Source organism: Modestobacter excelsi (genome assembly GCF_005930495.1).
GTDB classification, from domain to species: domain Bacteria; phylum Actinomycetota; class Actinomycetes; order Mycobacteriales; family Geodermatophilaceae; genus Modestobacter; species Modestobacter excelsi.
This window is the reverse complement of sequence record NZ_SJEX01000019.1, coordinates 36,447-62,902: the sequence shown is the minus strand read 5'-3', so window position 1 is coordinate 62,902 and position 26,456 is coordinate 36,447. Positions and strand designations below refer to the sequence as shown.

Below are 26,456 nucleotides of genomic sequence, written 5' to 3'. Positions count from 1 at the left end.
GTGCGGGTGGGGGCGGGGGTCTCGCTGGGCACGGAGGCTCCATCCGGCTGGCGGTCGGCGGGTGACCTCTCAACGTTAGTCGCCGGCGTGCAGCGGTCCCGCAGCGCCGTCGTCCCGTCCCGGCCCGTCGGCGGTACCGTCCTCGCCCGGCCCGTGGTCGGCGGCGAGCCGGCGGCCGGCCGCGACGACCACCAGCGCCAGCAGCGGGAGGACGAACACGGCCAGGAAGCCGCGGCCGGACTCGTGCCCGGACACCAGCAGGGTCAGCATGGTGACGGCGGCGAGCGCGCCGGCGCCCGCGGTGCCCCAGACGACCACGTCGACGTCGGAGGTGCCCGCCCGGTCGTCCCGGTCCACGTCCGGCATCCGGCCTCCCCGGCTCGGTCCCCCGTCTGCGGTACAGGATGGCCCCCGGGGCGTCAGCCGACGAGGGCGGTGACCACGGTGGCCAGCCCGGTCAGCACGACCAGGCCCAGGGTGAGCAGCCGGAACGGACCCTGCGGGACCCGGGCGGCCCAGCTGTTGCCCAGCGCGTTGCCCAGCAGGCCACCGGGCAGCCAGCAGGCCAGCAGCACCCCGACCCGGCCGATCTCGACGTCACCGGCCAGCCCGATCAGCGCGAGCGCCAGCCCGTTGCAGACGATGAAGTACACCGCCAGGTCGGCCACGAACTGCCGGGGCGCGACCTGCTGCCGGGCGAGCAGGACCACCGGCGGCGGGCCGTTGAGCGAGGTGGTGATGCCCAGGAAGCCACCGAGCAGACCGGCGGTCCCGGCGGCCAGCCGCGGCGCCCGGGCGCTGCCCGCCCGGGCCGGGTCGGCGGGACGCAGCAGCAGGTAGCCGGCCACCACCACGGCAACGGCACCCGCGGTGACCTTGAGCGCGTCCCCGCCGACCACGTCCCGCACGAGGTAGCCGATCAGCAGCCCGGGCAGCGACCCGGCGACCAGGTCCGCGGCGCGGCGGCGGTGCACCGACCGGTGCAGCCGGGCGATGGTCGCCAGCCGGGTCAGCAGGCCGATCGCCAGGTTGACCACGACGACGTCGGTCAGCTCCATGCCGATCAGCAGCAGCACCGGTGTGCACACCAGCGAGAAGCCGAAGCCGGTCACGCCACCGAGCAGGCTGGCGCCGAGGACGACGACCCCGCCGGCGACCAGCAGCAGCGGGGTCACCCGGGCAGGTAGACGCCGGGCTCGTCGAGGGCGTGCCGCCACACGGGCGCGCCGGCGATCTTCACCTCGGTCGCCGACAGCGCCCGCCGGTAGGACCCGACGCCGTCCCAGGCGGTGTGCAGCGCGAACAACTCGGGGTCGTCGGCGGCGCGCCCCAGCTCGCCGTCCCGGAAGCCGGGCCGGGCGCGCAGCGCGGCCAGCAGGTCGGCGGCGGCGGAGACGACGGCCGGGACGTCGGCGGCCGGGACGCGCAGGCGGGTGACGGCGAACACCGGGAGCCCCTCTCCGCCGGGTACCGGCGAGGTTGACAATGGTTCTCATGCGCTCGGACGATGGTGCCATGCCGGCGTCCGCGACCTCCTCGTCGCGGACCGTCCCGAGCGACGTGCAGGCGGCCAGCGAGCTGCTCACCGCGCTCGCCTCGCCGCTGCGGCTGTCGATCGTGACGCTGCTCGACGAGCACGGCTCGCGCTGCGTGCACCAGCTGGTCGACGCCCTGGGGGTGCCGCAGCCGCTGGTGTCCCAGCACCTGCGGGTGCTGCGAGCGGCCGGGCTGGTCACCGGCGAGCGCCGGCACCGGCAGGTCGACTACCGGCTGGTGGACGCGCACGTGGCGCACATCGTGCGGGACGCGATCGACCACGCCGGGCACGGTCGGCCGGCGGAGGCGACGGCCTGATGGCCCGCCCCACGCGCCAGCGCGCCGCTGTCGCCGCGGTGTTCGACGACCTGGACGGCTTCCACAGCGCCCAGGAGGTGCACGCCCGGCTGCGCACGGCGGGCGACGGCGTCGGGTTGTCGACGGTCTACCGCGCCGTCCAGGCGCTGGCCGACGACGGCGAGCTGGACTCGATCCGCACCGACTCCGGCGAGGCGCTGTACCGCCGGTGCAGCACCCAGCACCACCACCACCTGGTGTGCCGGGTGTGCGGCCGCACCGTGGAGGTGGCCGGGCCGACGGTGGAGGCGTGGGCCGACCGGGTCGCCGGTGAGCACGGCTTTGCCGACGTCAGCCACACCCTGGAGATCGTCGGCACCTGCTCGGAGTGCCGCGCCCACACGGCCTAGCAGACGTCGCACCACTGCGGTGCGAACCGTCGGGCACAGGTGGACTCGGCAGTACCGTCCCGCTGTGGCGGTCTTGGTCATCGTCGTTGTCGTGCTGTCGGGTGCGCTCGGGCTGCTGGCGCACCACCGCCTCGCCAGGCGCGCGGGAACCGAGAGCCAGCACACCGCCGAAGGCATCCCGCTGACCGACCTGCTCGCCCCTGTGCGCATCCTCGTCGCCCTCGTGCTGGCGTTCGTCCTCGTCCAGACGTTCTCCTCGTACGAGGACGCCAGCGACGCCGCCGACGACGAGGCCGGCGCCGTGGCGACGGAAGCCGTGGCGGCGGCGCTCCTCCCGTCGCCGACCGGTCCCGACCTGGTCGGCCTGCTGCGCTGCTGTGCCCGCGCCGTCGCCGGGCCGGGGTGGGCGTCGCTGGAGGCGACCCGTGCCACGTCATCGATCTCCAGTGACGCCGATGCGCGGGTCGCCGCCGCGGTCGCGTGCACGGCCGCCTTCGCCAGCCGCGGTACCCGGCCGAGCCTGCGCTGGACGCTCCTGGGTGTCACCACGCTCATCTTCACGGCGTCGCTGCTGGTGATCCTCGACCTCGACCGCCCCTTCGGTGGCGTGGCCAGGATCGACCCGACGGCCATGCGCGCCGTGGACGAGCAGATCGGCACCATGCCCTTCGGCGCCGACCCTCCCTGCGACCTGTCCGGTGCCCCACTGGGCGGTGGCTGACTCGTCAGGCGCTGCCGAAGCGGCGCTGCCGGCTCGCGTACTCCTCGCAGGCCTGCCACAGCTGCCGGCGGTCGAAGTCCGGCCAGAGCGTGTCCAGGAAGACCAGCTCGGCGTAGGCCGACTGCCAGAGCAGGAAGTTGCTGGTGCGGTTCTCCCCGGAGCTGCGGACGAACAGATCGACGTCGGGCATGTCCGGCTCGTCGAGGAACCGGGCCACGGTCTTCTCGTCGACCTTGTCCGGCTTGATCCGACCGGCCGCCACCTCGCGGGCGATCGCCGCAGCTGCGTCGGCGATCTCGGCCCGGCCGCCGTAGTTCACGCACATGGTGAGGGTCAGGACGTCGTTGTCCCGGGTGAGCTCCTCGGCGATCTCCAGCTCCTTGATCACGCTGCGCCAGAGCTTGGGACGACGACCGGCCCAGCGCACCCGCACCCCGAGCTCGTGCATCTCGTCGCGGCGCCGGCGGATGACGTCGCGGTTGAAGCCCATCAGGAAGCGGACCTCCTCGGGGCTGCGCCGCCAGTTCTCGGTGGAGAACGCGTAGGCGCTGATCGCCCCGATGCCCAGCTCGATCGCGCCCTCGACGCAGTCGAAGAGCGACGCCTCGCCCGCCTCGTGCCCGGCTGTGCGCGGCAGCCCGCGCTGGTTGGCCCAGCGGCCGTTGCCGTCCATCACGATCGCGACGTGGTGCGGCACCTTGTCCGCCGGGATCGGCGGCGGCGTGGCCCCGGACGGGTGCGGGTTGGGCGCCTTGACCTCGCGCCTCACGCGCGGTCCACCAGCGGCAGCGAGCGGAGCCCGCGCTCCAGGTGCCACTGCAGCAGGGCCGCGACCAGACCGCTGCCCTCCCGGCGGTTGACGGCCAGGCTGGCCTCGGCCCGCCCCCAGTCGCCGGACAACAGCGCCTCCAGGAGTTCGATGGTCACCGGGCTCGGCATCGCCGAGCCGGTGGGCCGGCAGGACGGGCACACCGTGCCCCCCGCCGGGACGGAGAAGTGCCGGTGCGGGCCGGCCTCGCCGCAGCGGGCGCAGTCGCCGAGCGCCGGTTCCCAGCCGGCCACCGACATCGCCCGTAGCAGGAACGCGTCGAGCACCAGCGGCGCCGGCTTCTCCCCTTCGGCCAGCGTGCGGAGCGCCCCGATGACGAGCAGGAACATCCGCAGCGACGGCTCCTTCTCCTCCGCGGTCAGCCGGTCGGCGGTCTCCAGCACCGCGGTGCCGGCGGTGTAGGCGCGGTAGTCGCCGACCACGGCCGGCCCGTAGGCGCGGATCGACTCGGCCTGGCTGACGATGTCGAGGTTGCGCCCGGTGTAGAGCTGCAGGTCGACGTGGCTGAACGGCTCCAGCCGCGCACCGAACTTGCTCTTGGTCCGGCGCACGCCCTTGGCCACCGCGCGCACCTTGCCGGTGCGCCGGGTCAGCACGGTGACGATCCGGTCGGCCTCGCCGAGCTTCTGGGTGCGCAGGACGACGCCCTCGTCCCGGTACAGCGCCTGGGGGGTCGTGGACAAGGTCAGTACCCGAGCCTGTTGAGCTTCTTCGGGTCGTCCTGCCACTCGCCCAGCACCGTCACGTGCAGGTCCAGGTGCACCCGGCCGCCCAGCAGCGTCTCCATGCCCACCCGCGCCTCGCTGCCGATCGCCTTGATCGTCTGCCCGCCCTTGCCCAGCAGCATCGGCTTCTGGCTGGCGCGCTCGACGTGCAGCAGCGCGTGCACCTCGGTGAAGACGGCCTCCGGGTCGCGCGGGTCGGGCTTGCGGACGACCTCCTCGATGCTGACGGCGAGGGAGTGCGGGACCTCCTGGCGGACCTTCTCCAGCGCGGCCTCGCGGACCAGCTCGGCGAGCTGCCGCTCGACGTCCTCGTCAGTGGTCTGCTCCTCGGGGTACAGCGCCGGGCCCTCGGGCAGCAGCCCGATCAGCAGGTCCTCCAGCAGGCCGACCTGGTCACCGGAGACCGCGCTGACCGGCACGACCTCCCGGGCGTCGACGAGCTGGCTGGCGGCCACCAGCTGCTCGGTGATCGCCTTCTTGCTCGCCGCGTCGGTCTTGGTGACGACGACGACGATCGGCGTGGACACGGCCTTGAGCTGCCGGGCGATGAACGCGTCACCGGACCCGACCGGCTGGTCGGCGGGGATGCAGAACACGATGACGTCGACGTCGGCCAGGGTGTCGCGGACCACGTCGTTCAGCCGCTGGCCCAGCAGGCTCTTGGGCTTGTGCAGCCCGGGGGTGTCGACCAGCACCAGCTGGCCGGCCGGGCGGTGCACCACCCCGCGGATGGCGTGCCGGGTGGTCTGGGGACGGTTGCTGACGATGCCGACCTTCTCCCCCACCAGGGCGTTCGTCAGCGTGGTCTTGCCGGCGTTGGGCCGGCCGACCAGGCAGGCGAAGCCGCTGCGGTACGGCGGCTGATCGGGGAGGGTCACGCCGTCCAGTCTCCCACCCGGTACCGACACCGCGGCCGCACCCGGGCGGCCACCTGGGACCATGGCCGCATGCCTGCCCGGTCCCGACGTGAGGACGGTGAGCCGCTGGTGGTCCGGGCGGTGCTCGACCGGGAGCGGCACGTCCGCCAGGTGACCAGCTACGGCTACCTCGCCCGGCGCGGCCCCAAGCGGCACGTCACGGTCACCCCGCGCCCGCTGCGGTACTGGCAGTACGACCCGGCGCGCCCGTGGGTGGTGGCGGTGACCGTGCTCGCCGTGGTGGTCTGGCTGGCCTTCCTGGGCTGGCGCGACGGCGGGACCGCCGCCGCCGACGAGGCGCCCCTGGCGATCGGGCTGGCGGTCGTCGTCCTGCTCGGCGCGACCGGCCGGTTCACCATCGGCGACCACGCCGTCTCGACCGACATCGCCGGGCTGCGGCAGGTGTCGTCCTTCGGCGTCGTCCCGCTGGTGCTGGTGTCCGAGGTGGTCCGGGGCCGCGCTCCGCAGGGCTGGCCGACGCCGAAGGCGCGGGGCGGCTGGTGGCCCGGGCGGCGCCGGGTCAGCGTGCGGCACCTGGACGCCGACGGGCTCACCGAGCAGGCCTTCACCGTCTGGGTGCGCGACCCGGCCGCCGTGGCCGACGCCCTCGGCCGGCCGCTGCCCCGCTAGTCCTCCCCGAGCCCCGGGGTCAGCAGCCGGGCACGGGCGGCCCGGCGGACGGCGTCCAGCCGGGACGTCGACCCCAGCTTGTTGTTGATGTTGCTCAGGTGCCGCTTCACCGTGCCCTCGCTGATCTGCAGCTCGCTGGCGATCGCCTGGTTCGACCGCGCCCGGGAGACCAGGGTGAGCACCTCGAGCTCGCGGGCCGACAGCACCGAGGCGCCCGAGGCCGCCAGCCCGGCCAGCCCGCCTCGGGAGACCGCCAGGGTCACCATGTCGGGGGCCGCCTCGGTGCTGGCCCGGATCGTCGAGACCAGCTCGTGGTGCCCGATCGTCTTGACCAGGTAGGCGGAGGCGCCGCGCAGCAGCAGCTGGCGGGCCAGCGTCGTGTTCTCGTGCATGGTCAGCACGACGATCCGGGTCGAGGGTGAGGCGCTGCGGATCTCCACCAGCGAGGTGAGCACCGACTGCCCGGGCATCTCCACGTCGAGCAGGACGACGTCCGGGCGGTGCTCGCGGGTGAGCCGGACGGCGTCCTCCCCGTCGGCGCCCTCGGCGACCACCTCGATGCCCTCGTGCACGGCGAGCAGCGCGCCCAGGCTCTCCCGGAAGAGCCGGTGGTCGTCGACGAGGACCACCCGCAGGGGCGGCGGCGCGCCGGTCATGCCGCCACCGGCAACGGCACGGTCAGCGCCAGCCGGACCCCGCCCGGCCCGGCCTGCAGCAGCACGCTCCCGCCCAGCCCCTCCGCGCGTTCCTGCATCGACGCCAGGCCGACGGTGCGGCTGCCGTCGACCGCGGACGGGTCGAACCCCGACCCGTCGTCGGCCACCGTCGCCCGCAGCCGTCCCTCGGCCACCTCGACGTCCACCTCCAGCCGGGTGGCGCCGGCGGCGTGCAGCAGCGAGTTGCGGACCGCCTCCCGGATGATCAGGTAGCTCTCCTCCTTCACGTGGGCGGGCAGCGGGTGCGCGTGCTCGCCGGCGTCGGTGAACGAGACCTCGCGGCCGGCCGGGACGGCGAAGTCCAGGTACTCCTGCAGCGCCTGGCCCAGGCTGCGCGGCCCGACGACGTCGCGCAGCCGGGTGGCCATGCTGCGCACCTCGTTGAGCGTGTCCAGCAGCACCTGGCGGGTGGTGCGCAGCCGGTCGACGTCCGGGGTCCTGCCGCTGGCGAGCAGGTGCAGGGCCAGGTCGACGCCCTGCATCGCGGCGCCGATGCCGTGGCTGGTGGAGTCGTGCAGGTCGCGGGCGACCCGCCGGCGCTCGTCCCGGTTGGCGTCGCTGAGCCGGGCCAGCAGGACGTCGACGTAGGACACCGCAGCCGGCAGCACCAGGGTGTCGATGACCTCGTGCAGGACGACGGCGACCCGCTCGGCGGGCAGCTCCGGGTGGGCGGCGGCCAGCGGCGGCAGCGCCTCGCGGAACAGCAGGCCGGCCGCGCGCAGCGACTCGGCGGGGTGCACCCCGGTCCGGGCCCGGGCCCCGCCGACGTCCGGGCCGGCCGGGGTCGCCGGCATCGGCATCCCGCGCAGCCGGGCGTGCACGACCCGGAGGACGGCGGCCGCCCGCCCGCCGAGCTCGGCCCGGACGGCGTCGTCGCCGGCGAGCCGGGGGGCGACCTCGGCCACCCGGGCGACGAAGGCCGCGACCACGGCGGCGTCGACCTCCGCGTCCCGGTCGTCTGGGGTCATGCGCGCACGATAAGGGGGACGACCCCGTCCCGTTGCCTGGACGTGTCGGGTGGATCACACGGCGGTGGTGCGGACCGCCCCGTCCGGGCCGGCGAGCAGGACCGGCGCGGACGGGGTCAGGTCGTGCACGGCGGCCAGCCCGGCCGGCTCCACCGACTCGGCGCTGCTCACCACGGCGGCGGCCTCCAGGCCCTGCACCCCGCTGGACACCGCGGCCGCGACCGCGGCCTGCAGGGCCGACAGCTGCAGCGACGCGAGGGAGACCGTCGCCGCCAGGTAGGTGCGGCCGTCGGTGTCCCGCACCGCAGCACCCTCCGCGGCGCCGGTCCGGCCGCGGGCCGAGCGGGCCAGGGTGATCAGCTTGGCGTCCTCGGGGTCCAGCTCTGCGGCGGTCACGAGGCGTCAGCCTTCCACGGCGGCGTGCTCACGCTCCCGGGCGGGATGGTCGGGGGCGGCCTCGTCGTCGGTTCCTGCCTCGGGCACGCGGCAGACCAGGATCGTGTCGATCTGGTTGCGCCGACCGCCGGTGCTCTCGGCGACCAGCCGGAGCCCGCCGACCACCGCCTCGGACCCCTCGATCGGCACCAGGCCCAGCTCGCGGGCGAGCAGCCCGCCGACGGTCTCGACGCCGTCGTCCTCGGGCAGCTCGACCTTGAACAGGTCGGCGAGGTCCTCGACCGGCAGCCGCGCGGTGATCCGCACCGACCCGTCGGGCAGCTCCTCGACCGGGGGCCGCTGCACGGCGTCGTGCTCGTCGTCGATCTCGCCGACGATCTCCTCGAGGATGTCCTCGATCGTCACCAGGCCGGCGAAGCCGCCGTACTCGTCGACGACGACGGCCATGTGGGTGCGCGAGGCCTGCATCTCGCGGAGCAGCTCGTCGACCGGCTTGGACTCCGGCACGAAGGTGGCCGGGCGCATCAGGTCCTCGACCCGCGGCTCGCTGGCCCGGGAGTCCGAGGAGCCCTGCGAGCGCCGCACCAGGTCCTTCATGAACACCACGCCGGTGATGTCGTCGACGTTCTCGCCGATCACCGGCAGCCGGCTGAACCCGCTGCGCAGGCACAGCGCCAGCGCCTGGCGCAGCGTCTTGCCGCGCTCGATCCAGACCACGTCGGGCCGGGGCACCATGACCTCGCGGGCGATGGTGTCACCGAGCTCGAAGACCCCGTGGATCATGTTGCGCTCGCCGGCCTCGACGACGCCGCGCTCCTCGGCCATGTCGACCAGCTCGCGCAGCTCCACCTCGCTGCTGAACGGGCCGTCGCGGTAACCGCGCCCCGGGGTGATCGCGTTGCCGACCAGGATCAGCAGCGTCGCGATCGGCCCGAGCACGCGTCCCAGCAGCCGGATCAGCGGCGCCGCCGCCATCGCGACCGCGTAGGCGTGCTGCCGCCCGACGGTGCGGGGGCCGACGCCGATGAGCACGTAGCTGACCACGGTCATCACCGCGATCGCGGTGAGCGAGGCGACGGCCAACCCGTCGACGAGCCGGTAGACGACCAGCGCGACGAGCACGGTCGCCGCGGTCTCGCAGGCGATCCGGAGCAGGAGCAGCAGCGCGACGTGCCGCGCGCGCTCCTGCATCACCACGGACAGCGCCCCGGCGCGCTTGGCCCCGTCGCGGCGGAGCTCGTCGACGCGCGCCTTGCTCAGTCGTTGCAGCGCGGCGTCGAGCGCGGCGAAGACGCCGGCGACCAGCACCAGGGCGACGGCGATCACCAGCAGGACGATCGCGGTCGCGCTCATCGCGTCCCCGGCTCCACCGGTTCGGCGGCGAGCGGCGCGCTGGTCACCGGCTCGCCGGTGACCGCCTCCCGCGGGGTGGAGCGGAAGCCCTCGAGCAGCGAGGACTGCAGGCCGAACATCTCCTTCTCCTCGTCGGGCTCCATGTGGTCGTACCCGAGGAGGTGGAGCACGCCGTGGGTGGCGAGCAGGAGCAGCTCGTCGGCCATCGAGTGGCCGGCGGCGCGGGCCTGGCGGACCGCGACGGCCGGGCAGAGCACCACGTCACCGAGCAGCGCCGGACCGGGGTCCGGGTCGTCGGGGCGGGCGGTGTCCAGCTCGTCCATCGGGAAGGCCAGCACGTCGGTCGGGCCCTTCTCGCCCATCCACCGCTCGTGCAGGCTGGCCATGTAGTCGACGTCGACGCACAGCACCGACAGCTCGGCGAGCGGGCTGACGTCCAGGGAGTCGAGCACGTACCGGCAGACACCGGCCAGCGCCTGCTCGTCGACGGCGATCTCGGACTCGTTGGCGACCTCGACGGGCACGCCGCTCAGCTCCCCTGCTGCCGGGTGGGCCGGGCCGGCCGGGTGGCGCGGGCCGGGCCGGTGGCGGAGGGCTGCCGGGTGGCGTCGAAGCGCTCGTAGGCGTCGACGATGTCCCCGACCAGCCGGTGCCGGACGACGTCGGTGCTGGTCAACGTGCTGAAGTGCACGTCGTCGATGCCGTCGAGGATCTCCCGCACGATCCGCAGCCCGCTCTGCGCGCCACCGGGCAGGTCGACCTGGGTGACGTCGCCGGTGACGACCATCTTCGAGCCGAAGCCGAGCCGGGTGAGGAACATCTTCATCTGCTCGGCGGTGGTGTTCTGCGCCTCGTCGAGGATGACGAACGCGTCGTTGAGCGTGCGGCCGCGCATGTAGGCCAGCGGGGCGACCTCGATGGTGCCCGCCGCCATCAGCCGCGGGATCGACTCGGGGTCGACCATGTCGTGCAGCGCGTCGTACAGCGGCCGCAGGTACGGGTCGATCTTGTCCGACAGCGAGCCGGGCAGGAAGCCCAGCCGCTCGCCGGCCTCGACCGCCGGCCGGGTGAGGATGATCCGGTTGACCTGCTTGGTCTGCAGCGCCTGCACGGCCTTGGCCATCGCCAGGTAGGTCTTGCCGGTACCGGCCGGGCCGATGCCGAACACGACGCTGTTGTGGTCGATCGCGTCGACGTAGCGCTTCTGGTTCAGCGTCTTGGGCCGGATGGTGCGGCCACGCCGGCTGATGATGTCCAGGCTGAGGACGTCGGCCGGGCGCTCGGAGCCGCCGGCCTTGAGCATGCCGACCACCCGGCGCACCGAGTCCGGGCGCAGCGTCTGACCGGTGGCGAGCAGGGCGATGAGCTCGTCGAAGACCCGGACGGCGAAGGCGTTGTCGGCCGGCTGCCCGGTGATCGAGATCTCGTTGCCGCGGACGTGGACGTCGGCGTTGAGCTCGCTCTCGACCAGGCGGAGCAGCTCGTCGGCCTGGCCCAGGAGGGCGACCATGGAGACGCTGTCGGGGACGGTGATGGCGGTGCGGACGGCGGCCTGTGCGGCCTGCGGGTCCGGGACGCCGGCTCCCGCAGCGCGCGCGGAGAGCTCACGTTGGGTGGCCGCGCCGGGGGCGGCGGGGACGGCGTCTGGTGCGGTGTCGGGCAAGTACGCTCGACCCTGCCTTCCTGCGACGGGGCTGTGACCCGGACGAGTCTACTCGCGCCCGGGCCCGCTCGGCCCGCCTCGACCGGACCGGGTCAGCGGACCGCGGCGTGCCGCTCCCGCTTGACCCGGTACATCGCCTCGTCGGCCCGGGCCAGCACCGCGTCGGCGTCGTCGTCCCCGGTGGACAGCGTGACGCCCACGCTCACCCCGACCCGCACCTCGACGGGCCCGTCGGGGCCCTGCCCCACGACCACCGGGGTGCCGACCGCCGCGACGATGCGGGCGGCCAGCGCGGTCACCGCGGCCTCCCCCGGCACCCCCGGGCAGACCGCGACGAACTCGTCCCCGCCCAGCCGTCCGACGGTGTCGCCGGGACGCAGCACGCTCTGCAGCCGGCGGGCGGTCTCCCGCAGCACGAGGTCCCCGGCCAGGTGGCCGTGCTCGTCGTTGACCGCCTTGAACCCGTCGAGGTCGCAGAAGAGCACGGCCAGCGGCAGCCCGGTGCGAGCCGTCGTCACCAGCCCGTGCTCGACCCGGTCGACCAGCAGCCCGCGGTGGGGCAGCCCGGTCAGCGGGTCGTGCAGCGCCTCGGCGCGCAGCCGGTCCTCCAGCTCCCGCTGCCGGGTCACGTCGGCCAGCGCCACGACGGCGCCGAGCAGCCCGCCGTCGGTGTCGTGGATCGCCGCGCCGGTCACCGACAGCCGGCGCGCCGGTCCGGACGGCGGCGCGGCGACGATCTCCAGGTCCTGCACCCGCCCCTCGCCGAGCGCGCGGGCCGAGGGCATGTCCTGCGGTCGCAGCGGTGTCCGGCCGTCCGCGGCGAACAGGCTGCCGAAGACCTGGCCGGCCGGTGCGAGCCGGTCACCGAGCCGGACGGGGCCGTGCCAGTCGCGGCAGACCTGGTTGAACTGCTGCACCCGTCCCTGCTCGTCGACGGCGAGCACCCCGACCGGCAGCGCGTCCAGCAGCGCCCGGTCGAAGGCGTGCGCACGGGCCAGCTCGGCGGCGAGCACCTCGGCCCGCCGGGCCTGCCGGTCGCGCTCGAGGAGCGTGACGACGACGTCGGCGAGGTCGGCCAGCCGCTGCAGGTCCAGCGGGCTGAAGGCGTGCGGCTCCGGGTCGAAGACGCACAGCGTGCCGATGACGACCTGCTCGACCCGCAACGGCGCGCCGACGTAGCCGCGGACCCGGCCGTACCGACCGTCGACCCAGGGGTTGTCCCGGAACCGGTCGTCGACGCGCAGGTCCGCGCTGGCGAAGACGTCCTCGGTGAGCTGTCGGGTCTGCTCGCAGAGCGACTCCCCGCGGGGCGAGGGGCCGCCGACGAAACCGTGCGTGGCCAGCTGGCACTGCTGCGCGTCGTCCAGGACGTTGACCGTCGCGCACGGGGCCCCCAGCAGCGCCGCGGCGAGCCGGACGATCGTGCCGAGCTCGGCCTCCACGGCGAGGTCGGGCAGACCCAGGCCGGCGACGACCGCCGCCTGCCGGGCACGCAGGGACGCGGCGGCAGGGCCAGGACGGGGAGCGGTCACCCCGGGGACATCGGCGGGCGACGTCGTCGGGAGCAGCCCGTCTCCCCCGGGGGAGTGGGGCGCTCAGCCCGGCGGCCAGCCCAGCCCGCGCCCGCCGAGCACGTGCAGGTGCACGTGGTGCACCGTCTGCCCGGCCTGCGGGCCGGTGTTCGCGACCAGCCGGTAGCCCGGCTCCGCGCCCTCGGCGGTGACCAGCCCCTCCTGCACCGCGACGGCGTGCGCGGCGGCGACCAGCTCGGCGGTGAGCCCGGGGTCCGCTGCGGCCAGCGCGCCGAGCGTGGCGTGGTGCTCCCGCGGCACGACCAGCACGTGGGTGGGCGCCTGCGGGTTGATGTCGCGGAAGGCGAGCGTGCGGTCGGTCTCCCGGACGACGTCCGGCCGGATCTCCCCGGTGACCATGCGGCAGAACAGGCAGTCGCTCGGCGGCTCGCTCATGCCGCCGACTCTAGGACGCGCAGGTCGACGGAGGAGGGGTCCGCCGGCGAGGTCACCCGCGGCATCGTCGGGATGCCGGCCCGGTCACCGCCAGCGGGTACGGGCGTTCAGCGCGGCCAGCACCGCTGCGCCGGCGGTCGAGGTGCGGAGCACCTCCGCACCCAGCCGGACCGACTGCGCGCCGGCCGCGCGGAAGGCCACGACCTCGCCGTCGGTGAGCCCGCCCTCGGGCCCGACGATCACCGCGATGGTGCCGGCCGTCGGGACGTCGATCGCGGCGAACGGCTGGCGCGCCTGCTCGTGCAGGACCAGCGCCAGGTCGACGTCGGCGAGCATCCCGCACACCTGGCGGGTGCTCATCGGCTCGGTGACCTCGGGCACCCGCGGACGGCGCGCCTGCTTGCTGGCCGCGCGGGCGGCGGAGCGCCACTTGGCCAGCCCCCTGTCGATCCGGTCCTCGCGCCACCGGGTCACGCAGCGGGCCGCGGTCCACGGGACGACCCGGTCGACGCCGAGCTCGGTGGCCAGGTCGACCGCGAGCGGCCCGCGGTCGCCCTTCGGCAGCGCCTGGACCAGCACGAACGCCGGGGACGGCGCCGGGACGTCGTGCCGGGCCAGCACCTGGACCTGCAGCGTCGCCGACTCCGCGCCGAGCACCGAGCCCTCGACGACGACGCCGCGGCCGTCGGCGACCCGCACCCGCTCACCGACGGCCAGCCGCAGCACGTCCACGGCGTGCCGGCCCTCGGCGCCGCCCACGGTGAGCACGTCACCGGCCGGCAGCTCGTCGAGCAGGAACAGCGGCGCACCGTCGGCCTGCAGGATGCCGGACGGGGTGTCGCTCATCGGCCGTTGAACGCGTCGCGGACCCGGGAGAACAAGCCCCCGGTGTTGGCGCCGGTGCCCTCGGTGAGGTCCTCCCCGCGCAGACCGGCGAGCTCGCGGAGCAGTTCCTGCTGGCGCTCGTCGAGCCGGGTGGGCGTGGTGACGTCGAGGTGGACGAGCAGGTTGCCGCGGCCGGTGCCGCGCAGCCGCGGGGCGCCGTGCGCGCGGAGCGTGAGCACGTTGCCCGACTGGGTGCCCGGCTTGATGGTCAGGTCCTCGTGGCCCTCGAGCGTCTCCAGCTTGAGGGTGGTGCCCAGCGCGGCGGCGGTCATCGGCAGGGTGACCCGGCAGTGCAGGTCCTCGCCGTCCCGGGTGAAGACGTCGTGCGGCCGCTCGTGCACCTCGACGTACAGGTCGCCGGCGGGACCCCCGCCGGGGCCGACCTCGCCGTAGCCGGCCAGCCGGATCCGCATGCCGTCCTCGACCCCGGCCGGGATCTTGACCGGGATGGTGCGGCGGGCGCGCACCCGGCCGTCGCCGGCGCACTGCGGGCACGGGTTGGGGATGACCTGGCCGGTGGCCTGGCAGGTCGGGCAGGGCCGGCTGGCGATCACCTGGCCGAGGAAGGAGCGCTGCACGCTCTGCACCTCGCCGCGGCCGTTGCAGGTCGTGCAGGTGGTCGGGTGGGTGCCGGGCGCGGTGCCGGCCCCGGTGCAGACGTCGCAGAGCACCGCGGTGTCCACGGTGATCTCGGTCGTCGTCCCGAAGACCGTCTCGTCGAGGTCGAGGTCGACCCGGATGAGGGCGTCCTCACCCTCCCGGGTGCGGCTGCGGGGCCCACGGGCACCGGCGGCGCCGCCGAAGAAGGCGTCCATGATGTCGCCGAGACCACCGAAGCCCGCGCCGGCGCCGAAGGGGCTGCCGGCACCGCCGCGACCGGTCTCGTACGGGTCGCCGCCGAGGTCGATGATCCGGCGCTTCTCCGGGTCGGTCAGCGCCTCGTAGGCACGGCTGACCTGCTGGAACTGCTCCTTCGCCCCCTCGTCGGGGTTGACGTCGGGGTGCAGGTCGCGCGCCATCTTGCGATAGGCGCGCTTGATGTCGGCGTCACTGGCTCCGGGCTGGAGGCCCAGCACGCCGTAGTAGTCGGTTGCCATCGAGCGTTCTCGTCCTCAGCTCTCGGCCAGCAACTGGCCGACGTAGCGCGCCACGGCTCGTACCGCGGCGATGTTGCCTGCGTAGTCCATCCGGGTGGGGCCGACGACGCCGAGCCCGCCGAGCGCCTGGTCGCCCGACCCGTACCCGACGGAGACGAAGGAGGCACCGGTGAGCGCCTCGTGCTCGTTCTCCTCGCCGATGCTCACCGTCACGGTGCTCGGTCCCACCTCGGCCATCAACCGCAGGACCACGACCTGTTCTTCCAACGCCTCCAACAACGGCCGGACGGTGTGCGGGAAGTCCAGCGCGCTGCCGCGGGCGAGGTTCGCCGTCCCGCCGATCACCAGCCGGTCCTCCGAGGGCTCGACGAGGGTCTCCAGCAGGGTGGCGCTGACCCCGGCGACCAGCGCGCGCAGCTGCGGCGGTGCGCTGTCGACCAGGTCGCCGACCTTGTCGCTGGCCTCGGCGAGCTTCGCGCCGGCGAAGGCGGCGTTGAGCAGGGAGCGCAGCTCGGCGACGGTCTCGGCGTCGGTCTCGACCGGGACCTCGACGACCCGCTGCTCGACCCGGCCGGTGTCGGTGATCAGCACCATCAGCAGCCGGTGCGCGGCCAGCGGCACCAGTTCCAGGTGCCGGACGGCGCTGCGCGACAACGTCGGGTACTGCACGACGGCGACCTGGCGGGTCAGCTGGGCGAGCAACCGGACGCTGCGGCCCAGCACGTCGTGCAGGTCGACCGCACCGTCGAGGAAGCGCTCGATGGCCTTGCGCTCGGCGACCGAGAGCGGCTTGACCGCCGACAGCCGGTCGACGAAGAAGCGGTAGCCCTTGTCGGTGGGCACCCGGCCGGCGCTGGTGTGCGGCTGGGTGATGTACCCCTCCTCCTCCAGCACCGCCATGTCGTTGCGGATCGTCGCTGGTGAGACGCCCAGGTCGTAGCGCGCGGCCAGGGCCTTGCTGCCCACCGGGTCGTTGGTGGAGACGTAGTCCTGGACGATCGCCCGCAGCACCTGCAGGCGCCGGTCGTCGTGCGCCACGGCTGACACCTCCCGTACCGGTTCGACGAGCCCCTTCCTGGCACTCAGGTGGACCGAGTGCCAGCATACGACCGGCGGCCCGTGCCGTCCTCCGGCTCGCTGGACCGAGGTGGTCGGGTCGGCCCCCGGTGGGATCGACACCGGGCCCGCAGCCGTCGCAGGCCGTCGGGGAATGACACTAGGGTGGTTCGTGTCGACGGACCTCGGGCAGCTTGGTCCGGTGAACCGGGAGGACCAGCCCTGATCTTCAAGGCGGTGCGGGACGGTCGGCCGTACCCCGACCACGGCTTCTCCACCCGCGACTGGGCGATGATCCCGCCCCGGCAGATCCGGTTGGACACCCTCACGACCACCAAGCGCGAGCTGGCCCTGGACGCGCTGCTGGCCGACGACTCGACGTTCTACGGCGACCTCTTCCCGCACGCGGTGCAGTGGCACGGCGAGATGTACCTGGAGGACGGCGTGCACCGCGCGCTGCGCGCGGCCCTGCAGCAGCGCAACGTCATCCACGTGCGGGTCCTCGACCTCGACGCGCTGATGCTCGCCGACCAGGACGTTGCCGCCGACGTGCGCTGACGGCCCCCTTGCAGGGTCCCGCCCCGAGCGGAGCGAGGGGTGGGGGGCAAGGGGGTCCTTTCAGAGCCAGCCCTTGTCCTGGGCCACCCGCGCCGCCTCGACCCGGGTGCGCGCCCCGGTCTTGCCGATCGCCGAGGACAGGTAGTTCCGCACCGTCCCCTCCGAGAGGAACAGCCGGCCGGCGATGTCGGCGACGGTCGCCCCGTCCGCCGCCGCCCGCAGCACGTCGGCCTCCCGCGCCGACAGCGGAGTCGCGCCCAGCGCCAGCGCCGCGGCGGCGAGGTCCCGGTCGATCACCCGCTCCCCCGCCACCACCGCCCGGATGGCCCGGGCCAGCTCGGCGACCGGCGAGTCCTTGACCAGGAAGCCCGCCGCGCCCACCTCCATCGCCCGGCGGAGGAACCCCGGCCGGCCGAAGGTGGTCAGCACGACGGCCCGGACGCCGGGGAGCTCGGCCGCGAGCTCGCGGGCCGCCTCCAGCCCGTCCTTGCCGGGCATCTCGATGTCCAGCAGCGCGACGTCCGGCCGGTGCTCGCGGGCGGCGGCCAGCACCAGGTCGCCGCGGCCCACCTCGGCCACCACCTCGATGTCGCCCTCGAGGTCCAGCAGCGCCCGCAGCGCCCCCCGCACCAGGGTCTGGTCCTCGGCCAGCAGCACCCGGATCGTCACGTCGGCGCCCTCCCCACGGTCAGCCCAGCCGGCAGCAGCGGCACCTCGGCGCGCACCCGGTAGCCGCCGCCGTCGACCGGACCGGCCGCGAGCTCCCCGCCCAGCGCCGCCACCCGCTCCCGCAGCCCGGCGAGCCCGGCCCCGGAGCTGCCCAGCACGGTCAGCCGCTCCCCGGTGCCGGCGCCGTCGTCGGTGACCGTGAGCACCGCCCGGACGCCGTCCTCGGTCAGCTCGACGGTCACCCGCGCCGCGCCGCTGTGCCGCAGCACGTTCGTCGTCGCCTCCCGCACCACCCAGCCCAGCGCGGCGTCCACCCCGCCGGGGAGCACCGGCACCGCGTCCGGCAGCCGGACGGTGACGCCGGCCCCGCTGAGCGCGGCGCGGGCCTCGGCGAGCGCCTGGGCGAAGCTGACCTGGCGGTACCCGCTGACGGCGTCCCGCACCTCGGCCAGCGCCCGGCGGGCCGCCTCCTCGACGTCGGCCATCTCCTGCCGTGCGCGCGGCGGGTCGACCTCGGCCAGCCGGCGGGCCAGCTCGCTCTTCAGGGCGATCAGCGACAGCGAGTGGCCCAGCAGGTCGTGCAGGTCGCGGGCGAAGCGCATCCGCTCCTCGGCGACCGCGCTGCGGGCCAGCTCCTCGCGGGCCTCCTGCAGCTCCCGGTTCAACGAGATGAGGTGACCGGTGCCCTGGACGGCGAAGGCGGTGAGCAGGCAGATGGGCGGGAGGAACAGCAGCCCCGGCGCGTCGTCGACGACGATCACGGCGGCGCAGAAGACGGCCGCGGCGAGCACCGCCGGCCACACCCACCGGCGCGGCAGGGTGGCGGCGGTGGCCGCCGACACGTAGATCATCAGCCCGGCCCAGTCGGCGCCGAAGCCCACCGCCAGCGCGACGGCGAGGGCCACCATCAGGGCGAAGTCCGCTCGCAGCGCCCGGGGCCGGGGCCGGCCGAGCTGGCCCATCACGTTCAGGTAGACGACGGTGAAGGCGAGCAGGCCCGCGGCGGCGACCCAGCGCGCCGCGGCCGGGCGGTCGGTGGTGACGATGTCGGCGATCGGGAAGACCTGGAACAGCAGCCACGGCACCGCCCAGATCGCCTGTCCCCACCGGCTCGCCCTGTCCACCGGTCGGACGCTATCGCTCGGCACGGCGTCCGCGGCTCAGCCGGCGACCGCGTGCAGCGGGCGCCGCCGGGACACCACCAGGGCGGCGGCCGAGAAGACGGCAGCGAAGGCGAGGAGCACCAGCACCGTCGGGACAGAGGGGGCGTGGCCGGCGACGACGTCTCGGCCCAGCTGCGCGTACCAGTAGGAGGGCGTCGCGTGCGCCACCGTGACCAGCGCGCTCGGCAGGATGTCGACCGGCCACCACAGCCCACCGAGGGCCGCGAGGGCCGTGCCGAGGATGCCCGTGGCCGCGCCCGCCGCCTGCGAGTCCAGCGCCGTGCCCAGCGCGATGCCGAGCGCGACGAAGACGACCGAGCCGGCCCACAGCACCGCGACCAGCCCCAGCCAGCTGCCCAGGCCCAGGTCCACGCCGTTGACGAACCGGCCGACCAGCGCGACCACGACCAGGCTGGGCAGCACGAGCAGCGCGCCCACCGCCACGTCGACGGCGAGCGCCGTGCCCGGCGGTACGGGGACCACCCGCAGCTGGCGCAGCCAGCCGGTGGACCGGTCGAAGGCCAGCCGGATGGTCGCGCCCAGGGCCGCGCCGATGGCGCCGTAGGCCATCATCGAGACCACGTACAGCCGACCGTAGTCCTGCTGCCCACCGGCTGTGGTGGCCTGCGCCCCGAACACCTGGGTGAACAGGATGGTGAACAGCGCCGGCAGCACGATGGTGAAGAAGACGTACTGCCGGTTGCGGCCCACCCGGCGGAGCTGGAAGAGCAGCAGGTCGGTCACCGGGCACTCCGCTCGTCGGTGGGCCGGGTGGTCAGGTGCAGGAACGCCTGCTCGAGAGTGGCGCCGCGCACCTCGAGGCCGGGGAGCTCGGCCCGTTCGGCCAGCAGGGCCCGCAGCGTGCCCTCGGCGTCGGAGGTGGCCAGCTCGACCAGCTCACCCACCCCGCCCACCGCCGTCACCCCGGGCAGGGCGGTGAGACCCGCGCGCGGCCCAGGGCAGCGGAACCGGACCGTGCGGCCGGCGACGCGCGACTTGATCCCGGCGGCGGAGCCGTCAGCCACCACCCGCCCGGCGTCGACGACCACGACCCGGTCGGCGACCGCGTCGGCCTCGTCGAGGTGGTGGGTGGCGAAGACGACGGTGTGCCCGCGGGCGGCCAGGCCGCGCATCGTCGTCCAGAACACCTGCCGCCCCTCGACGTCCATCGCCGAGGTGGGCTCGTCCAGGACGAGCAGCGGCGGGGCCCCGGCCAGCGCGAGCGCCAGCAGCACCCGCTGCCGCTGGCCGCCGGACAGGGCGTCGACCTGCCGCCCGAGCAGCCCCTCGATGCCGGCGGTGGTGAGCAGGTCCTCGACCGGCCAGGGGTCGGCGTAGCGCCGGCGGACCAGGGTCAGCACCTCACCGACCCGGGTCTCACCGGGCAGGCCGCCGTGCTGCAGCATCGCGCCCACGCCGCCGGCCCGGATCGCCTCGCCCGGCTCCCGGCCGAGCAGCCGCACCCTCCCTGCCGCCGGCCGGAACAGGCCGAGGGCGGCGTTGAGGGTGGAGGACTTGCCGGCACCGTTGGCGCCGAGCAGGGCGACGGTCTCACCGCGCGGGATGCGCAGGTCGAGCGCGTCGACGGCCACGGTGTCGCCGTAGCGGACGGTCAGCCCCTCGACGTCGAGGGCGGGGGTGTCGGGCATGCGGCCAGCCTGTCGCCGGGCCGGTGACGGCGGGAGTGCCGGACGTCCTCCACAAGGTCTGACGGATGTCAGACGACGACACCCCGGCCCGCCTACGCTCGCGTTGTGGACGTGACCGAGGCCCCGGTGCTGCCGACCACCGCGCCGGCCGACCCCGCGCTCGAGGTGCTGGCGCGGGTGTTCGGCTACGACGCCTTCCGCGGACCGCAGCGCGAGGTGGTGGACCACGTCGTCGCCGGCGGTGACGCGCTGGTGCTCATGCCCACCGGCGGCGGCAAGTCGCTGTGCTACCAGGTGCCGGCGCTGCTGCGCGAGGGCGTGGGCGTGGTCGTCTCCCCGCTGATCGCGCTCATGCAGGACCAGGTCGACGCGCTGCGGGCCCTGGGCGTGCGGGCCGGGTTCCTCAACTCCAGCCAGGAACGCGACGAGCGCCAGGCGGTCGAGCAGGCGTTCCTGGCCGAGGAGCTCGACCTGCTCTACATCGCCCCGGAGTCACTCGGCGCCGGCTCCTCGCCCACCGCCCGGCTGTTGGAGCGCGGCCGGATCGCGCTGTTCGCCATCGACGAGGCGCACTGCGTCGCCCAGTGGGGCCACGACTTCCGGCCCGACTACCTGGCCCTGTCGATGCTGCACGAGCGCTGGCCCGACGTCCCCCGGATCGCCCTGACGGCCACGGCCACCCCGGCCACGCACACCGAGATCAGCACCCGGCTGCAGCTCGACGACGCCCTGCACGTGGTGGCCGGGTTCGACCGGCCGAACATCCAGTACCGGATCGCGCCGAAGGACTCGCCGCACAAGCAGCTGCTGGACCTGCTGCGCACCGAGCACCCCGGCGACGCCGGCATCGTCTACTGCCTGTCCCGGGCATCGGTCGAGAAGACCGCGGAGTTCCTGGTGGGCCAGGGCGTCCCCGCGCTGCCCTACCACGCGGGGCTCGACCAGCAGACCCGCGCGCGGAACCAGTCCCGGTTCCTGCGCGAGGACGGCCTGGTGATGGTGGCGACCATCGCCTTCGGCATGGGCATCGACAAGCCCGACGTCCGCTTCGTGGCCCACCTGGACCTGCCCAAGTCGGTCGAGGGCTACTACCAGGAGACCGGCCGGGCCGGCCGGGACGGCCTGCCCTCCACCGCGTGGCTGGCCTACGGGCTCGCCGACGTCGTCCAGCAGCGCAAGATGATCCAGACCTCCGACGGCGACGCGGCGCACCGCCGGGTGCTGTCCGCCCAGCTCGACGCGATGCTGGCGCTGTGCGAGACCGTCGACTGCCGGCGGGTGCGGCTGCTGGCCCACTTCGGGCAGGAGAGCTCGTCCTGCGGGAACTGCGACACGTGCCTGACCCCGCCGGAGTCCTGGGACGCCACCGTCCCGGCGCAGAAGCTGCTGTCCACGGTGCTGCGCCTGCAGCGGGAGCGAGGCCAGTCGTTCGGGGCCGGCCAGTCGATCGACATCCTGCTGGGCAGGCGCACCGACAAGGTCGTCCAGCACGCCCACGACCAGCTGACCGTCTTCGGCATCGGGACCGACCTGTCCGAGGGCCAGTGGCGCGGCGTCGCGCGGCAGCTGCTGGCCCAGGGCCTGCTGTCGGTGCAGGGCGAGTACGGCACCCTGGCGCTCAGCGAGGCCAGCGGGCCGGTGCTGCGCCGGGAGCGGACCGTGCTGATGCGCCGCGACCCCGACCGCCCGGCCCGCGCCGGCCGGTCCGCGCGGGCTGCGCGGGCCGACCGGGCGGCCGGCCCGGAGCTGCCCGCCTCGGCCGCCGGCGCCTTCGAGCGGCTGCGGGCCTGGCGGGCCGCGACGGCCACGGAGCAGGGCGTGCCCGCCTACGTGGTCTTCCACGACGCGACGCTGCGGCAGATCGCCACCGAGGAACCGGCCACCCTGGCGGCCCTGGGCACCGTCAGCGGCGTCGGCGCGGCCAAGCTGGAGCGCTACGGCGAGTCGCTCCTGGCCGCCCTGCACGCCTAGGCCCCGTCCCGAGGCTCGCCCCGAGCCTGCGAGGGGTGAGGGAGACGGGGTCCTTCCTCAGTCGGTGAGGTCGCGGATCACCGCGTCGGCGAGCAGCCGGCCGCGGTCGGTGAGGACGGCGCGGCCGGCGGCGTGCGGCCCGGCCTCCAGCAGCCCCCGGACGACGGACTCCGCGGCCCGCGCCCGCCCCGCGTCGCTGAGCGCGTCCAGCGGCAGACCGTCGCGCAGCCGCAGCCCGAGCATCACCCGCTCCAGCGCCTGGTCGGCCGGGGTGAGCAGCTCGGTGTCGGCGGCCGGGTGCGCCCCGGCCGCGAGGCGGTCGGCGTAGGCGGCCGGGTGCTTGACGTTCCACCAGCGCAGGCCACCGACGTGCGAGTGCGCGCCCGGCCCGATCCCCCACCAGTTCGCGTTGGCCCAGTACAGCTCGTTGTGCCGGCAGCGGGCGGCCCGGTCCCGCGCCCAGTTCGACACCTCGTACCAGCCGAGCCCGGCCCCGCCGAAGGCCCGGTCGGCCTGCTCGTACCGGTCGGCCAGCACGTCGTCGTCCGGCATCGGCAGCTCGCCGCGGGCGACCCGGCGGGCCAGCCGGGTGCCGTGCTCGACGATCAGCGCGTAGGCGCTGACGTGGTCGACGGGTGCGGCCAGGACCGCCTCGATCGAGGCCTGCCAGTCGGCGTCGGTCTCCCCCGGGGCTCCGTAGATCAGGTCCAGGTTGACGTGCTCGAAGCCGGCGGCGCGGGTTTCGTGCGCGGCCTGGACCGCCCGGCCCGGGGTGTGCCGGCGGTCCAGCACGGCGAGCACGTGCTCAGCGGCGGACTGCATGCCCAGGCTGATCCTGGTGAAGCCGCCGGCCCGCAGCACGGCCAGCGACTCCGGGGTGACCGACTCGGGGTTGGCCTCGGTGGTCACCTCCACGTCGGGCGCGACCGGGAACAGCTCGCGGACGGCGTCCAGCACGGCCACCAGGTCGTGCGCCGGCAGCAGGGTCGGGGTGCCGCCGCCGACGAACACGGTCTGCACCTCGGGCCGGTCGGGTCCGAGCACGTCGGCGGCCAGCCGCAGCTCGGCGATCGCGGTGCCGGCGTACTCGCTGCGGTTGGCGCCGGGGCCCAGCTCGTCGGAGGTGTAGGTGTTGAAGTCGCAGTAGCCGCAGCGGGTGGCGCAGAACGGCACGTGCACGTACAGGCCGAACGGCGTCGTCCGCAGGCCGTCCCGGGCCGACGCCGGCAGCATCGAGGGGCCGGCCGGGAGGGCCGGGGTCTGGCCGAGGAGAGGGAGGGTCTGGGTCGTCGTGGTCGTCATCGCTGCTCCCAGTGTGACCGCCCCCGGCAAGTGACCGGCACCATGTCGGGGTGACCTCTGCGACCACCGGTGACCGCGTCCTGCACGTCGAGGTGTCCTCGGGCGTGGCCCGGCTGACCCTGGACTCCCCGGCGAACCGCAACGCGCTCTCCCGGGCGATGCGGGCGCAGCTCCGGCAGGCGTTGACCGAGGCCTTCGCCGACGACGCCGTCCGGGTCGTGGTGCTCGACCACACCGGCCGGGTCTTCTGCTCCGGCATGGACCTCTCCGAGGCCGCCGGCGGAGGGGCCGCCGACCAGGGGGTCAACGAGCTCCCCGAGCTGCTGCAGCTGGTGTGGTCCGCGCCGAAGCCGGTGCTCGCCGCGGTGCGCGGGCCGGCCCGCGCCGGTGGCGTCGGCCTGGCCGCCGCGTGCGACGTCGTGGTCGCCGGTGCGAGCGCCACGTTCGCCTTCACCGAGGTCCGGATCGGCGTCGTCCCGGCCGTCATCTCGGCGGTGTGCCGGCCACGGATGCTGCCGCACGTCGTGCACCGGCTGATGCTCACCGGGGAGGTCTTCGACGCCGGCACCGCGGCGGCCGGCGGGCTGGTCGACCTGGCCGTCGCCGACGACGAGGTCGACGCCACCGTCGCCGCCCAGGTGACCGCACTCGCGGCCGGTGCGCCGGCCGCCCTCGCCGAGACCAAGCGGCTGCTGCGCTCCGGCACCGACCTGGGCGGTCAGTTCCCCGCGCTGCTCGAGCTGTCGGCCCGGTTCTTCGCCGGCGACGAGGGCCAGGAGGGCATCACGGCGTTCCGCGAGAAGCGCCCGGCCCGCTGGGTGCCGAGCACCTGAGCACAGTTGTGCTCTGCTCACCCTGGTGAGCAGAGCACAACTGTCGCCCCAGTGACCGTCAGAGGACGTAGGTGGCGATCATCTGGCCGAGCTGGCGGATGTCCGCGTTGCCCTTGAACTCCAGACGCACCTTGCCCAGCCCGCTGAACCACCCACCTGCGCGTCGGCACGGTCCGTGCGCTCTTGTCCCCCGGGTCCCGCGGGGTCATCCTCGGCCCATGAGCGAGGCCGAGCGGGACCCGCGCGCCAGGTTCCGGGAGCTGCCGGATCCGGTGCGGCCGGAGGAGCTGGTGGAGACCCGACCCGCCGACCCGCCGCTGCCGGTCGAGACACCCGCGGACGCCGAGCGACGTCAGCTCGCCGCCGGCGGTGGCCCCGTCTGAGGCTCAGCGCAACCGGCGGGTGTTGTCCGGCAGCCGGACGGTGATGCCACGGGCGTCGAGCCACTCGGCGAGCGGGACGGCGACCCGGCGGCTGGTCCCCCACGCCTGCCGCGCCTGGCTGAGCGTGAACGGCTGCGGCACCGTCGCGAGCCGGGCGCGCGCGACCTCGGCCACGCCGGGTGCCAGGTAGACGCCGTCGGTGATCCGCACCAGCTGCTCGGCGCGCACCGCGGCCGCCAGCTCGCGCGTCCCGAGCCCGGCGGCGACGAGGTCGCCCGCCTCCGGGGCAGCGAACGGCGCGTCGGCCAACCGGGCGCGGATCCCGTCCACGGCCCGCTGCACCTCCGCCGGCAGCCCGGGGTCGGCGGCGACCACCCGGCCCTCACGCAGCTCCAGCGGTGCGCGGACGACGGCGGGCACCAGCTCGACGTCGGGCAGCTCGAGCGCCGCGCGCAGCACCGCCACCGGCGGGCCGGGCTCCAGCGGACGCAGCTGCCGGTACCGGGCCACCACCTGCGGCACGCGGGCGGCGAGCTCGTCGGCGAGGCCCGGCGCGATGAGCCAGGGCCCGACGGTCGTGGCCGCGGCCGGCACCGGCCAGCCCATGGCGACGAAGTCGGCGCGCCGGACCCAGCGGCGCCGGGCCAGGTCGGCTGCCGCACCCTCGGCCCCGGGCGGCTGCTCGGCGAGCTCGGCGGCACGCGACCGGGCCGCCCCGCGCCGGCGCAGCTCCGGTGGGTCGACGTCCCGCACGTCCGCGCCCAGCACACGACGCGCCCCGGGGTCACGCAGCAGCAGCCGGTCGCCGACCCGCAGCGGCAGCTCGTGCGCGAGCCGGAGCCGCACCGCCGTCCCGTCCAGCGGCCGCACCCGCGCGGCCACCGTCGCCGACCCGATGTGGACCACGGCCTCGGCCGGGAGCGTCCCCTCGGCCGGCGCCACGAGGGTGACGTCGAGGTCGGCGGTGCGGCGGAACGCCTCGGGGGTGAGCAGCGCGTCGCCGCGGGAGATCTCCTCCACCGCGACGCCGCGCAGGTTCAGCGCCACCCGCGCGGTCGCCACCGCGGTCTCCACCGGCGCCCCCAGCGACTGCAGCCCGCGGACGGTCACGGTCCGGCCGCCCAGGTCCAGCCGGTCCCCCGCCGTCACGGTGCCGGCCGCCAGCGTGCCGGTGACCACCGTCCCGGCGCCGCGGATGGTGAACGCCCGGTCGACCCACAGCCGCACCGGCGCGGCCAGGTCGGGTGCCGGCAGCCCGGCCAGCACCTGTTCCAGCGCCGCGGACAGCTCGGGCAGCCCGGCGCCCGTCCGGGCGCTCACCGCGACGGCGGGGACCTGCCCCAGCGAGGTGCCGGCCAGCCGCTCCCGCGCGTCGGCGAGCACCGGGCCCGCGTCGGCGAGGTCGGCCTTGGTGACCGCGAGCAGCCCGGCCCGGACGCCCAGGGCGTCGAGCACCGCGACGTGCTCGGCGGTCTGCGCCGACCACCCGTCGTCGGCCGCGACGACGACCAGCGCGGCCGGCACCGAGCCGACACCGGCCAGCATGTTGCCGATGAACCGCTCGTGGCCGGGGACGTCGACGACGGCGACCCGCCGGCCGGAGGGCAACGTCGTCCAGGCGAAGCCGAGGTCGATGGTGAGGCCGCGGCGCCGCTCCTCCTCCCACCGGTCGGGCTCCATCCCGGTCAGCGCCCTGACCAGCGTGGACTTGCCGTGGTCGACGTGGCCGGCGGTCGCCAGGACGTCCATGCGTGGCGTCGCT

At 75.2% G+C, this 26,456-nt stretch carries 31 protein-coding genes; 8 read left to right on the top strand and 23 right to left on the bottom strand.

The window, feature by feature from the left end:
* Positions 1 to 75: 75 nt before the first annotated feature.
* The 3 genes from FHL80_RS09235 to FHL80_RS25355 are packed head-to-tail and all read right to left on the bottom strand — an operon-like array spanning position 76 to position 1,447.
* Entirely contained in the window at positions 76 to 366 is a 291-nt protein-coding gene (locus FHL80_RS09235; RefSeq protein ID WP_138733132.1) for a hypothetical protein, read from the bottom strand.
* A gap of 53 nt (positions 367 to 419) precedes the next feature.
* Positions 420 to 1,175, bottom strand: a complete 756-nt coding sequence (locus tag FHL80_RS09230; protein WP_216870555.1) for a sulfite exporter TauE/SafE family protein — start codon at positions 1,173 to 1,175, stop codon at positions 420 to 422.
* On the bottom strand, positions 1,172 to 1,447 hold the full coding sequence (locus FHL80_RS25355) for an antibiotic biosynthesis monooxygenase (protein WP_216870554.1): 276 nt from the start codon (positions 1,445 to 1,447) through the stop codon (positions 1,172 to 1,174). The genes FHL80_RS09230 and FHL80_RS25355 overlap by 4 nt, the downstream gene beginning before the upstream one ends.
* A 68-nt stretch (positions 1,448 to 1,515) precedes the next feature.
* On the opposite strand from FHL80_RS25355, the gene FHL80_RS09225 reads away from it, so the two are divergent.
* From FHL80_RS09225 to FHL80_RS09215, 3 genes are all read left to right on the top strand, one after another.
* Positions 1,516 to 1,854 (top strand): ArsR/SmtB family transcription factor, encoded by a 339-nt coding sequence (locus FHL80_RS09225; RefSeq protein WP_138733130.1) that lies wholly within the window; start codon positions 1,516 to 1,518, stop codon positions 1,852 to 1,854.
* On the top strand, positions 1,854 to 2,243 hold the full coding sequence (locus tag FHL80_RS09220; RefSeq protein ID WP_138733129.1) for a Fur family transcriptional regulator: 390 nt from the start codon (positions 1,854 to 1,856) through the stop codon (positions 2,241 to 2,243). Before FHL80_RS09225 ends, FHL80_RS09220 begins: the two co-directional genes overlap by 1 nt.
* Before the next feature lie 64 nt (positions 2,244 to 2,307).
* Complete coding sequence (locus tag FHL80_RS09215; RefSeq protein WP_138733128.1) at positions 2,308 to 2,964, top strand: hypothetical protein; 657 nt, start codon at positions 2,308 to 2,310, stop codon at positions 2,962 to 2,964.
* A 4-nt stretch (positions 2,965 to 2,968) separates the two neighbouring features.
* Here the strand turns inward: FHL80_RS09215 and FHL80_RS09210 are convergent, their stop codons facing one another.
* From FHL80_RS09210 to era, 3 genes are read right to left on the bottom strand one after another with little or no spacing between them, the layout of a single operon-like run.
* Complete coding sequence (locus tag FHL80_RS09210; RefSeq protein WP_216870553.1) at positions 2,969 to 3,733, bottom strand: isoprenyl transferase; 765 nt, start codon at positions 3,731 to 3,733, stop codon at positions 2,969 to 2,971.
* The gene (recO, locus tag FHL80_RS09205) at positions 3,730 to 4,476 is read right to left on the bottom strand and encodes a DNA repair protein RecO (protein ID WP_138733126.1); all 747 of its coding nucleotides are present in this window, start codon (positions 4,474 to 4,476) and stop codon (positions 3,730 to 3,732) included. The genes FHL80_RS09210 and recO overlap by 4 nt, the downstream gene beginning before the upstream one ends.
* Positions 4,477 to 4,478: 2 nt before the next feature.
* Positions 4,479 to 5,396, bottom strand: a complete 918-nt coding sequence (gene era, locus FHL80_RS09200) for a GTPase Era (RefSeq protein WP_138733125.1) — start codon at positions 5,394 to 5,396, stop codon at positions 4,479 to 4,481.
* Between the two features lie 69 nt (positions 5,397 to 5,465).
* On the opposite strand from era, the gene FHL80_RS09195 reads away from it, so the two are divergent.
* Complete coding sequence (locus tag FHL80_RS09195) at positions 5,466 to 6,065, top strand: hypothetical protein (RefSeq protein WP_138733124.1); 600 nt, start codon at positions 5,466 to 5,468, stop codon at positions 6,063 to 6,065.
* Here FHL80_RS09195 and FHL80_RS09190 read toward each other — a convergent pair.
* The 11 genes from FHL80_RS09190 to hrcA form a co-directional block, all read right to left on the bottom strand.
* Positions 6,062 to 6,721 carry a response regulator transcription factor gene (locus tag FHL80_RS09190; RefSeq protein ID WP_138733123.1) on the bottom strand — a complete coding sequence of 220 codons (660 nt, stop codon included), beginning with the start codon at positions 6,719 to 6,721 and terminating at the stop codon, positions 6,062 to 6,064. The two genes, FHL80_RS09195 and FHL80_RS09190, sit on opposite strands and share 4 nt — an antisense overlap.
* Positions 6,718 to 7,749, bottom strand: a complete 1,032-nt coding sequence (locus tag FHL80_RS09185; RefSeq protein WP_138733122.1) for a sensor histidine kinase — start codon at positions 7,747 to 7,749, stop codon at positions 6,718 to 6,720. Before FHL80_RS09185 ends, FHL80_RS09190 begins: the two co-directional genes overlap by 4 nt.
* Positions 7,750 to 7,803: 54 nt before the next feature.
* Positions 7,804 to 8,145: a cytidine deaminase-like protein gene (locus FHL80_RS09180; RefSeq protein WP_138733121.1), complete on the bottom strand. Its 342-nt coding sequence runs from the start codon at positions 8,143 to 8,145 to the stop codon at positions 7,804 to 7,806.
* A gap of 6 nt (positions 8,146 to 8,151) precedes the next feature.
* A complete protein-coding gene (locus FHL80_RS09175) occupies positions 8,152 to 9,498 on the bottom strand; it encodes a hemolysin family protein (protein ID WP_138733120.1) in 1,347 nt (448 codons plus the stop codon).
* A complete protein-coding gene (gene ybeY / locus FHL80_RS09170; RefSeq protein WP_138733119.1) occupies positions 9,495 to 10,022 on the bottom strand; it encodes an rRNA maturation RNase YbeY in 528 nt (175 codons plus the stop codon). The genes FHL80_RS09175 and ybeY overlap by 4 nt, the downstream gene beginning before the upstream one ends.
* A gap of 5 nt (positions 10,023 to 10,027) precedes the next feature.
* Positions 10,028 to 11,161 (bottom strand): PhoH family protein, encoded by a 1,134-nt coding sequence (locus FHL80_RS09165; protein ID WP_216870552.1) that lies wholly within the window; start codon positions 11,159 to 11,161, stop codon positions 10,028 to 10,030.
* Positions 11,162 to 11,253: 92 nt separating this feature from the next.
* Positions 11,254 to 12,693, bottom strand: coding sequence for a sensor domain-containing diguanylate cyclase (locus tag FHL80_RS09160; RefSeq protein ID WP_138733118.1), 1,440 nt, complete (start codon positions 12,691 to 12,693; stop codon positions 11,254 to 11,256).
* Positions 12,694 to 12,756: 63 nt separating this feature from the next.
* Positions 12,757 to 13,128, bottom strand: coding sequence for a histidine triad nucleotide-binding protein (locus FHL80_RS09155; RefSeq protein ID WP_138733117.1), 372 nt, complete (start codon positions 13,126 to 13,128; stop codon positions 12,757 to 12,759).
* 84 nt (positions 13,129 to 13,212) lie between these two features.
* Complete coding sequence (locus tag FHL80_RS09150) at positions 13,213 to 13,974, bottom strand: 16S rRNA (uracil(1498)-N(3))-methyltransferase (protein ID WP_138733116.1); 762 nt, start codon at positions 13,972 to 13,974, stop codon at positions 13,213 to 13,215.
* Complete coding sequence (gene dnaJ / locus FHL80_RS09145) at positions 13,971 to 15,110, bottom strand: molecular chaperone DnaJ (protein ID WP_138733115.1); 1,140 nt, start codon at positions 15,108 to 15,110, stop codon at positions 13,971 to 13,973. Before dnaJ ends, FHL80_RS09150 begins: the two co-directional genes overlap by 4 nt.
* Positions 15,111 to 15,125: 15 nt before the next feature.
* Positions 15,126 to 16,148, bottom strand: a complete 1,023-nt coding sequence (hrcA, locus tag FHL80_RS09140; protein ID WP_138733114.1) for a heat-inducible transcriptional repressor HrcA — start codon at positions 16,146 to 16,148, stop codon at positions 15,126 to 15,128.
* Positions 16,149 to 16,196: 48 nt separating this feature from the next.
* On the opposite strand from hrcA, the gene FHL80_RS27205 reads away from it, so the two are divergent.
* Positions 16,197 to 16,724 carry a type II toxin-antitoxin system VapB family antitoxin gene (locus FHL80_RS27205; protein WP_439331088.1) on the top strand — a complete coding sequence of 176 codons (528 nt, stop codon included), beginning with the start codon at positions 16,197 to 16,199 and terminating at the stop codon, positions 16,722 to 16,724.
* Between the two features lie 60 nt (positions 16,725 to 16,784).
* On the opposite strand, the gene FHL80_RS09130 is transcribed toward FHL80_RS27205, so the two are convergent.
* From FHL80_RS09130 to FHL80_RS09115, 4 genes are read right to left on the bottom strand one after another with little or no spacing between them, the layout of a single operon-like run.
* Positions 16,785 to 17,393, bottom strand: coding sequence for a response regulator transcription factor (locus tag FHL80_RS09130; RefSeq protein ID WP_138733112.1), 609 nt, complete (start codon positions 17,391 to 17,393; stop codon positions 16,785 to 16,787).
* The gene (locus tag FHL80_RS09125; protein WP_138733111.1) at positions 17,390 to 18,517 is read right to left on the bottom strand and encodes a sensor histidine kinase; all 1,128 of its coding nucleotides are present in this window, start codon (positions 18,515 to 18,517) and stop codon (positions 17,390 to 17,392) included. The genes FHL80_RS09130 and FHL80_RS09125 overlap by 4 nt, the downstream gene beginning before the upstream one ends.
* A gap of 36 nt (positions 18,518 to 18,553) precedes the next feature.
* Positions 18,554 to 19,300, bottom strand: coding sequence for an ABC transporter permease (locus FHL80_RS09120; RefSeq protein ID WP_138733110.1), 747 nt, complete (start codon positions 19,298 to 19,300; stop codon positions 18,554 to 18,556).
* Positions 19,297 to 20,205, bottom strand: coding sequence for an ATP-binding cassette domain-containing protein (locus FHL80_RS09115; protein ID WP_138733109.1), 909 nt, complete (start codon positions 20,203 to 20,205; stop codon positions 19,297 to 19,299). Before FHL80_RS09115 ends, FHL80_RS09120 begins: the two co-directional genes overlap by 4 nt.
* 105 nt (positions 20,206 to 20,310) lie before the next feature.
* On the opposite strand from FHL80_RS09115, the gene recQ reads away from it, so the two are divergent.
* On the top strand, positions 20,311 to 22,176 hold the full coding sequence (gene recQ, locus FHL80_RS09110) for a DNA helicase RecQ (RefSeq protein WP_216870551.1): 1,866 nt from the start codon (positions 20,311 to 20,313) through the stop codon (positions 22,174 to 22,176).
* Between the two features lie 57 nt (positions 22,177 to 22,233).
* On the opposite strand, the gene hemW is transcribed toward recQ, so the two are convergent.
* Positions 22,234 to 23,478 (bottom strand): radical SAM family heme chaperone HemW, encoded by a 1,245-nt coding sequence (gene hemW, locus FHL80_RS09105; protein ID WP_138733108.1) that lies wholly within the window; start codon positions 23,476 to 23,478, stop codon positions 22,234 to 22,236.
* Positions 23,479 to 23,528: 50 nt separating this feature from the next.
* Here hemW and FHL80_RS09100 point away from each other — a divergent pair, with 50 nt between their 5' ends.
* Together FHL80_RS09100 and FHL80_RS25350 are read left to right on the top strand one after the other, a co-directional pair.
* On the top strand, positions 23,529 to 24,311 hold the full coding sequence (locus tag FHL80_RS09100) for an enoyl-CoA hydratase-related protein (protein WP_138733107.1): 783 nt from the start codon (positions 23,529 to 23,531) through the stop codon (positions 24,309 to 24,311).
* Between the two features lie 218 nt (positions 24,312 to 24,529).
* Entirely contained in the window at positions 24,530 to 24,694 is a 165-nt protein-coding gene (locus tag FHL80_RS25350; RefSeq protein WP_216870550.1) for a hypothetical protein, read from the top strand.
* Positions 24,695 to 24,697: 3 nt separating this feature from the next.
* Here the strand turns inward: FHL80_RS25350 and selB are convergent, their stop codons facing one another.
* Positions 24,698 to 26,443, bottom strand: coding sequence for a selenocysteine-specific translation elongation factor (selB, locus tag FHL80_RS09090; RefSeq protein ID WP_138733106.1), 1,746 nt, complete (start codon positions 26,441 to 26,443; stop codon positions 24,698 to 24,700).
* Positions 26,444 to 26,456 lie beyond the last annotated feature (13 nt).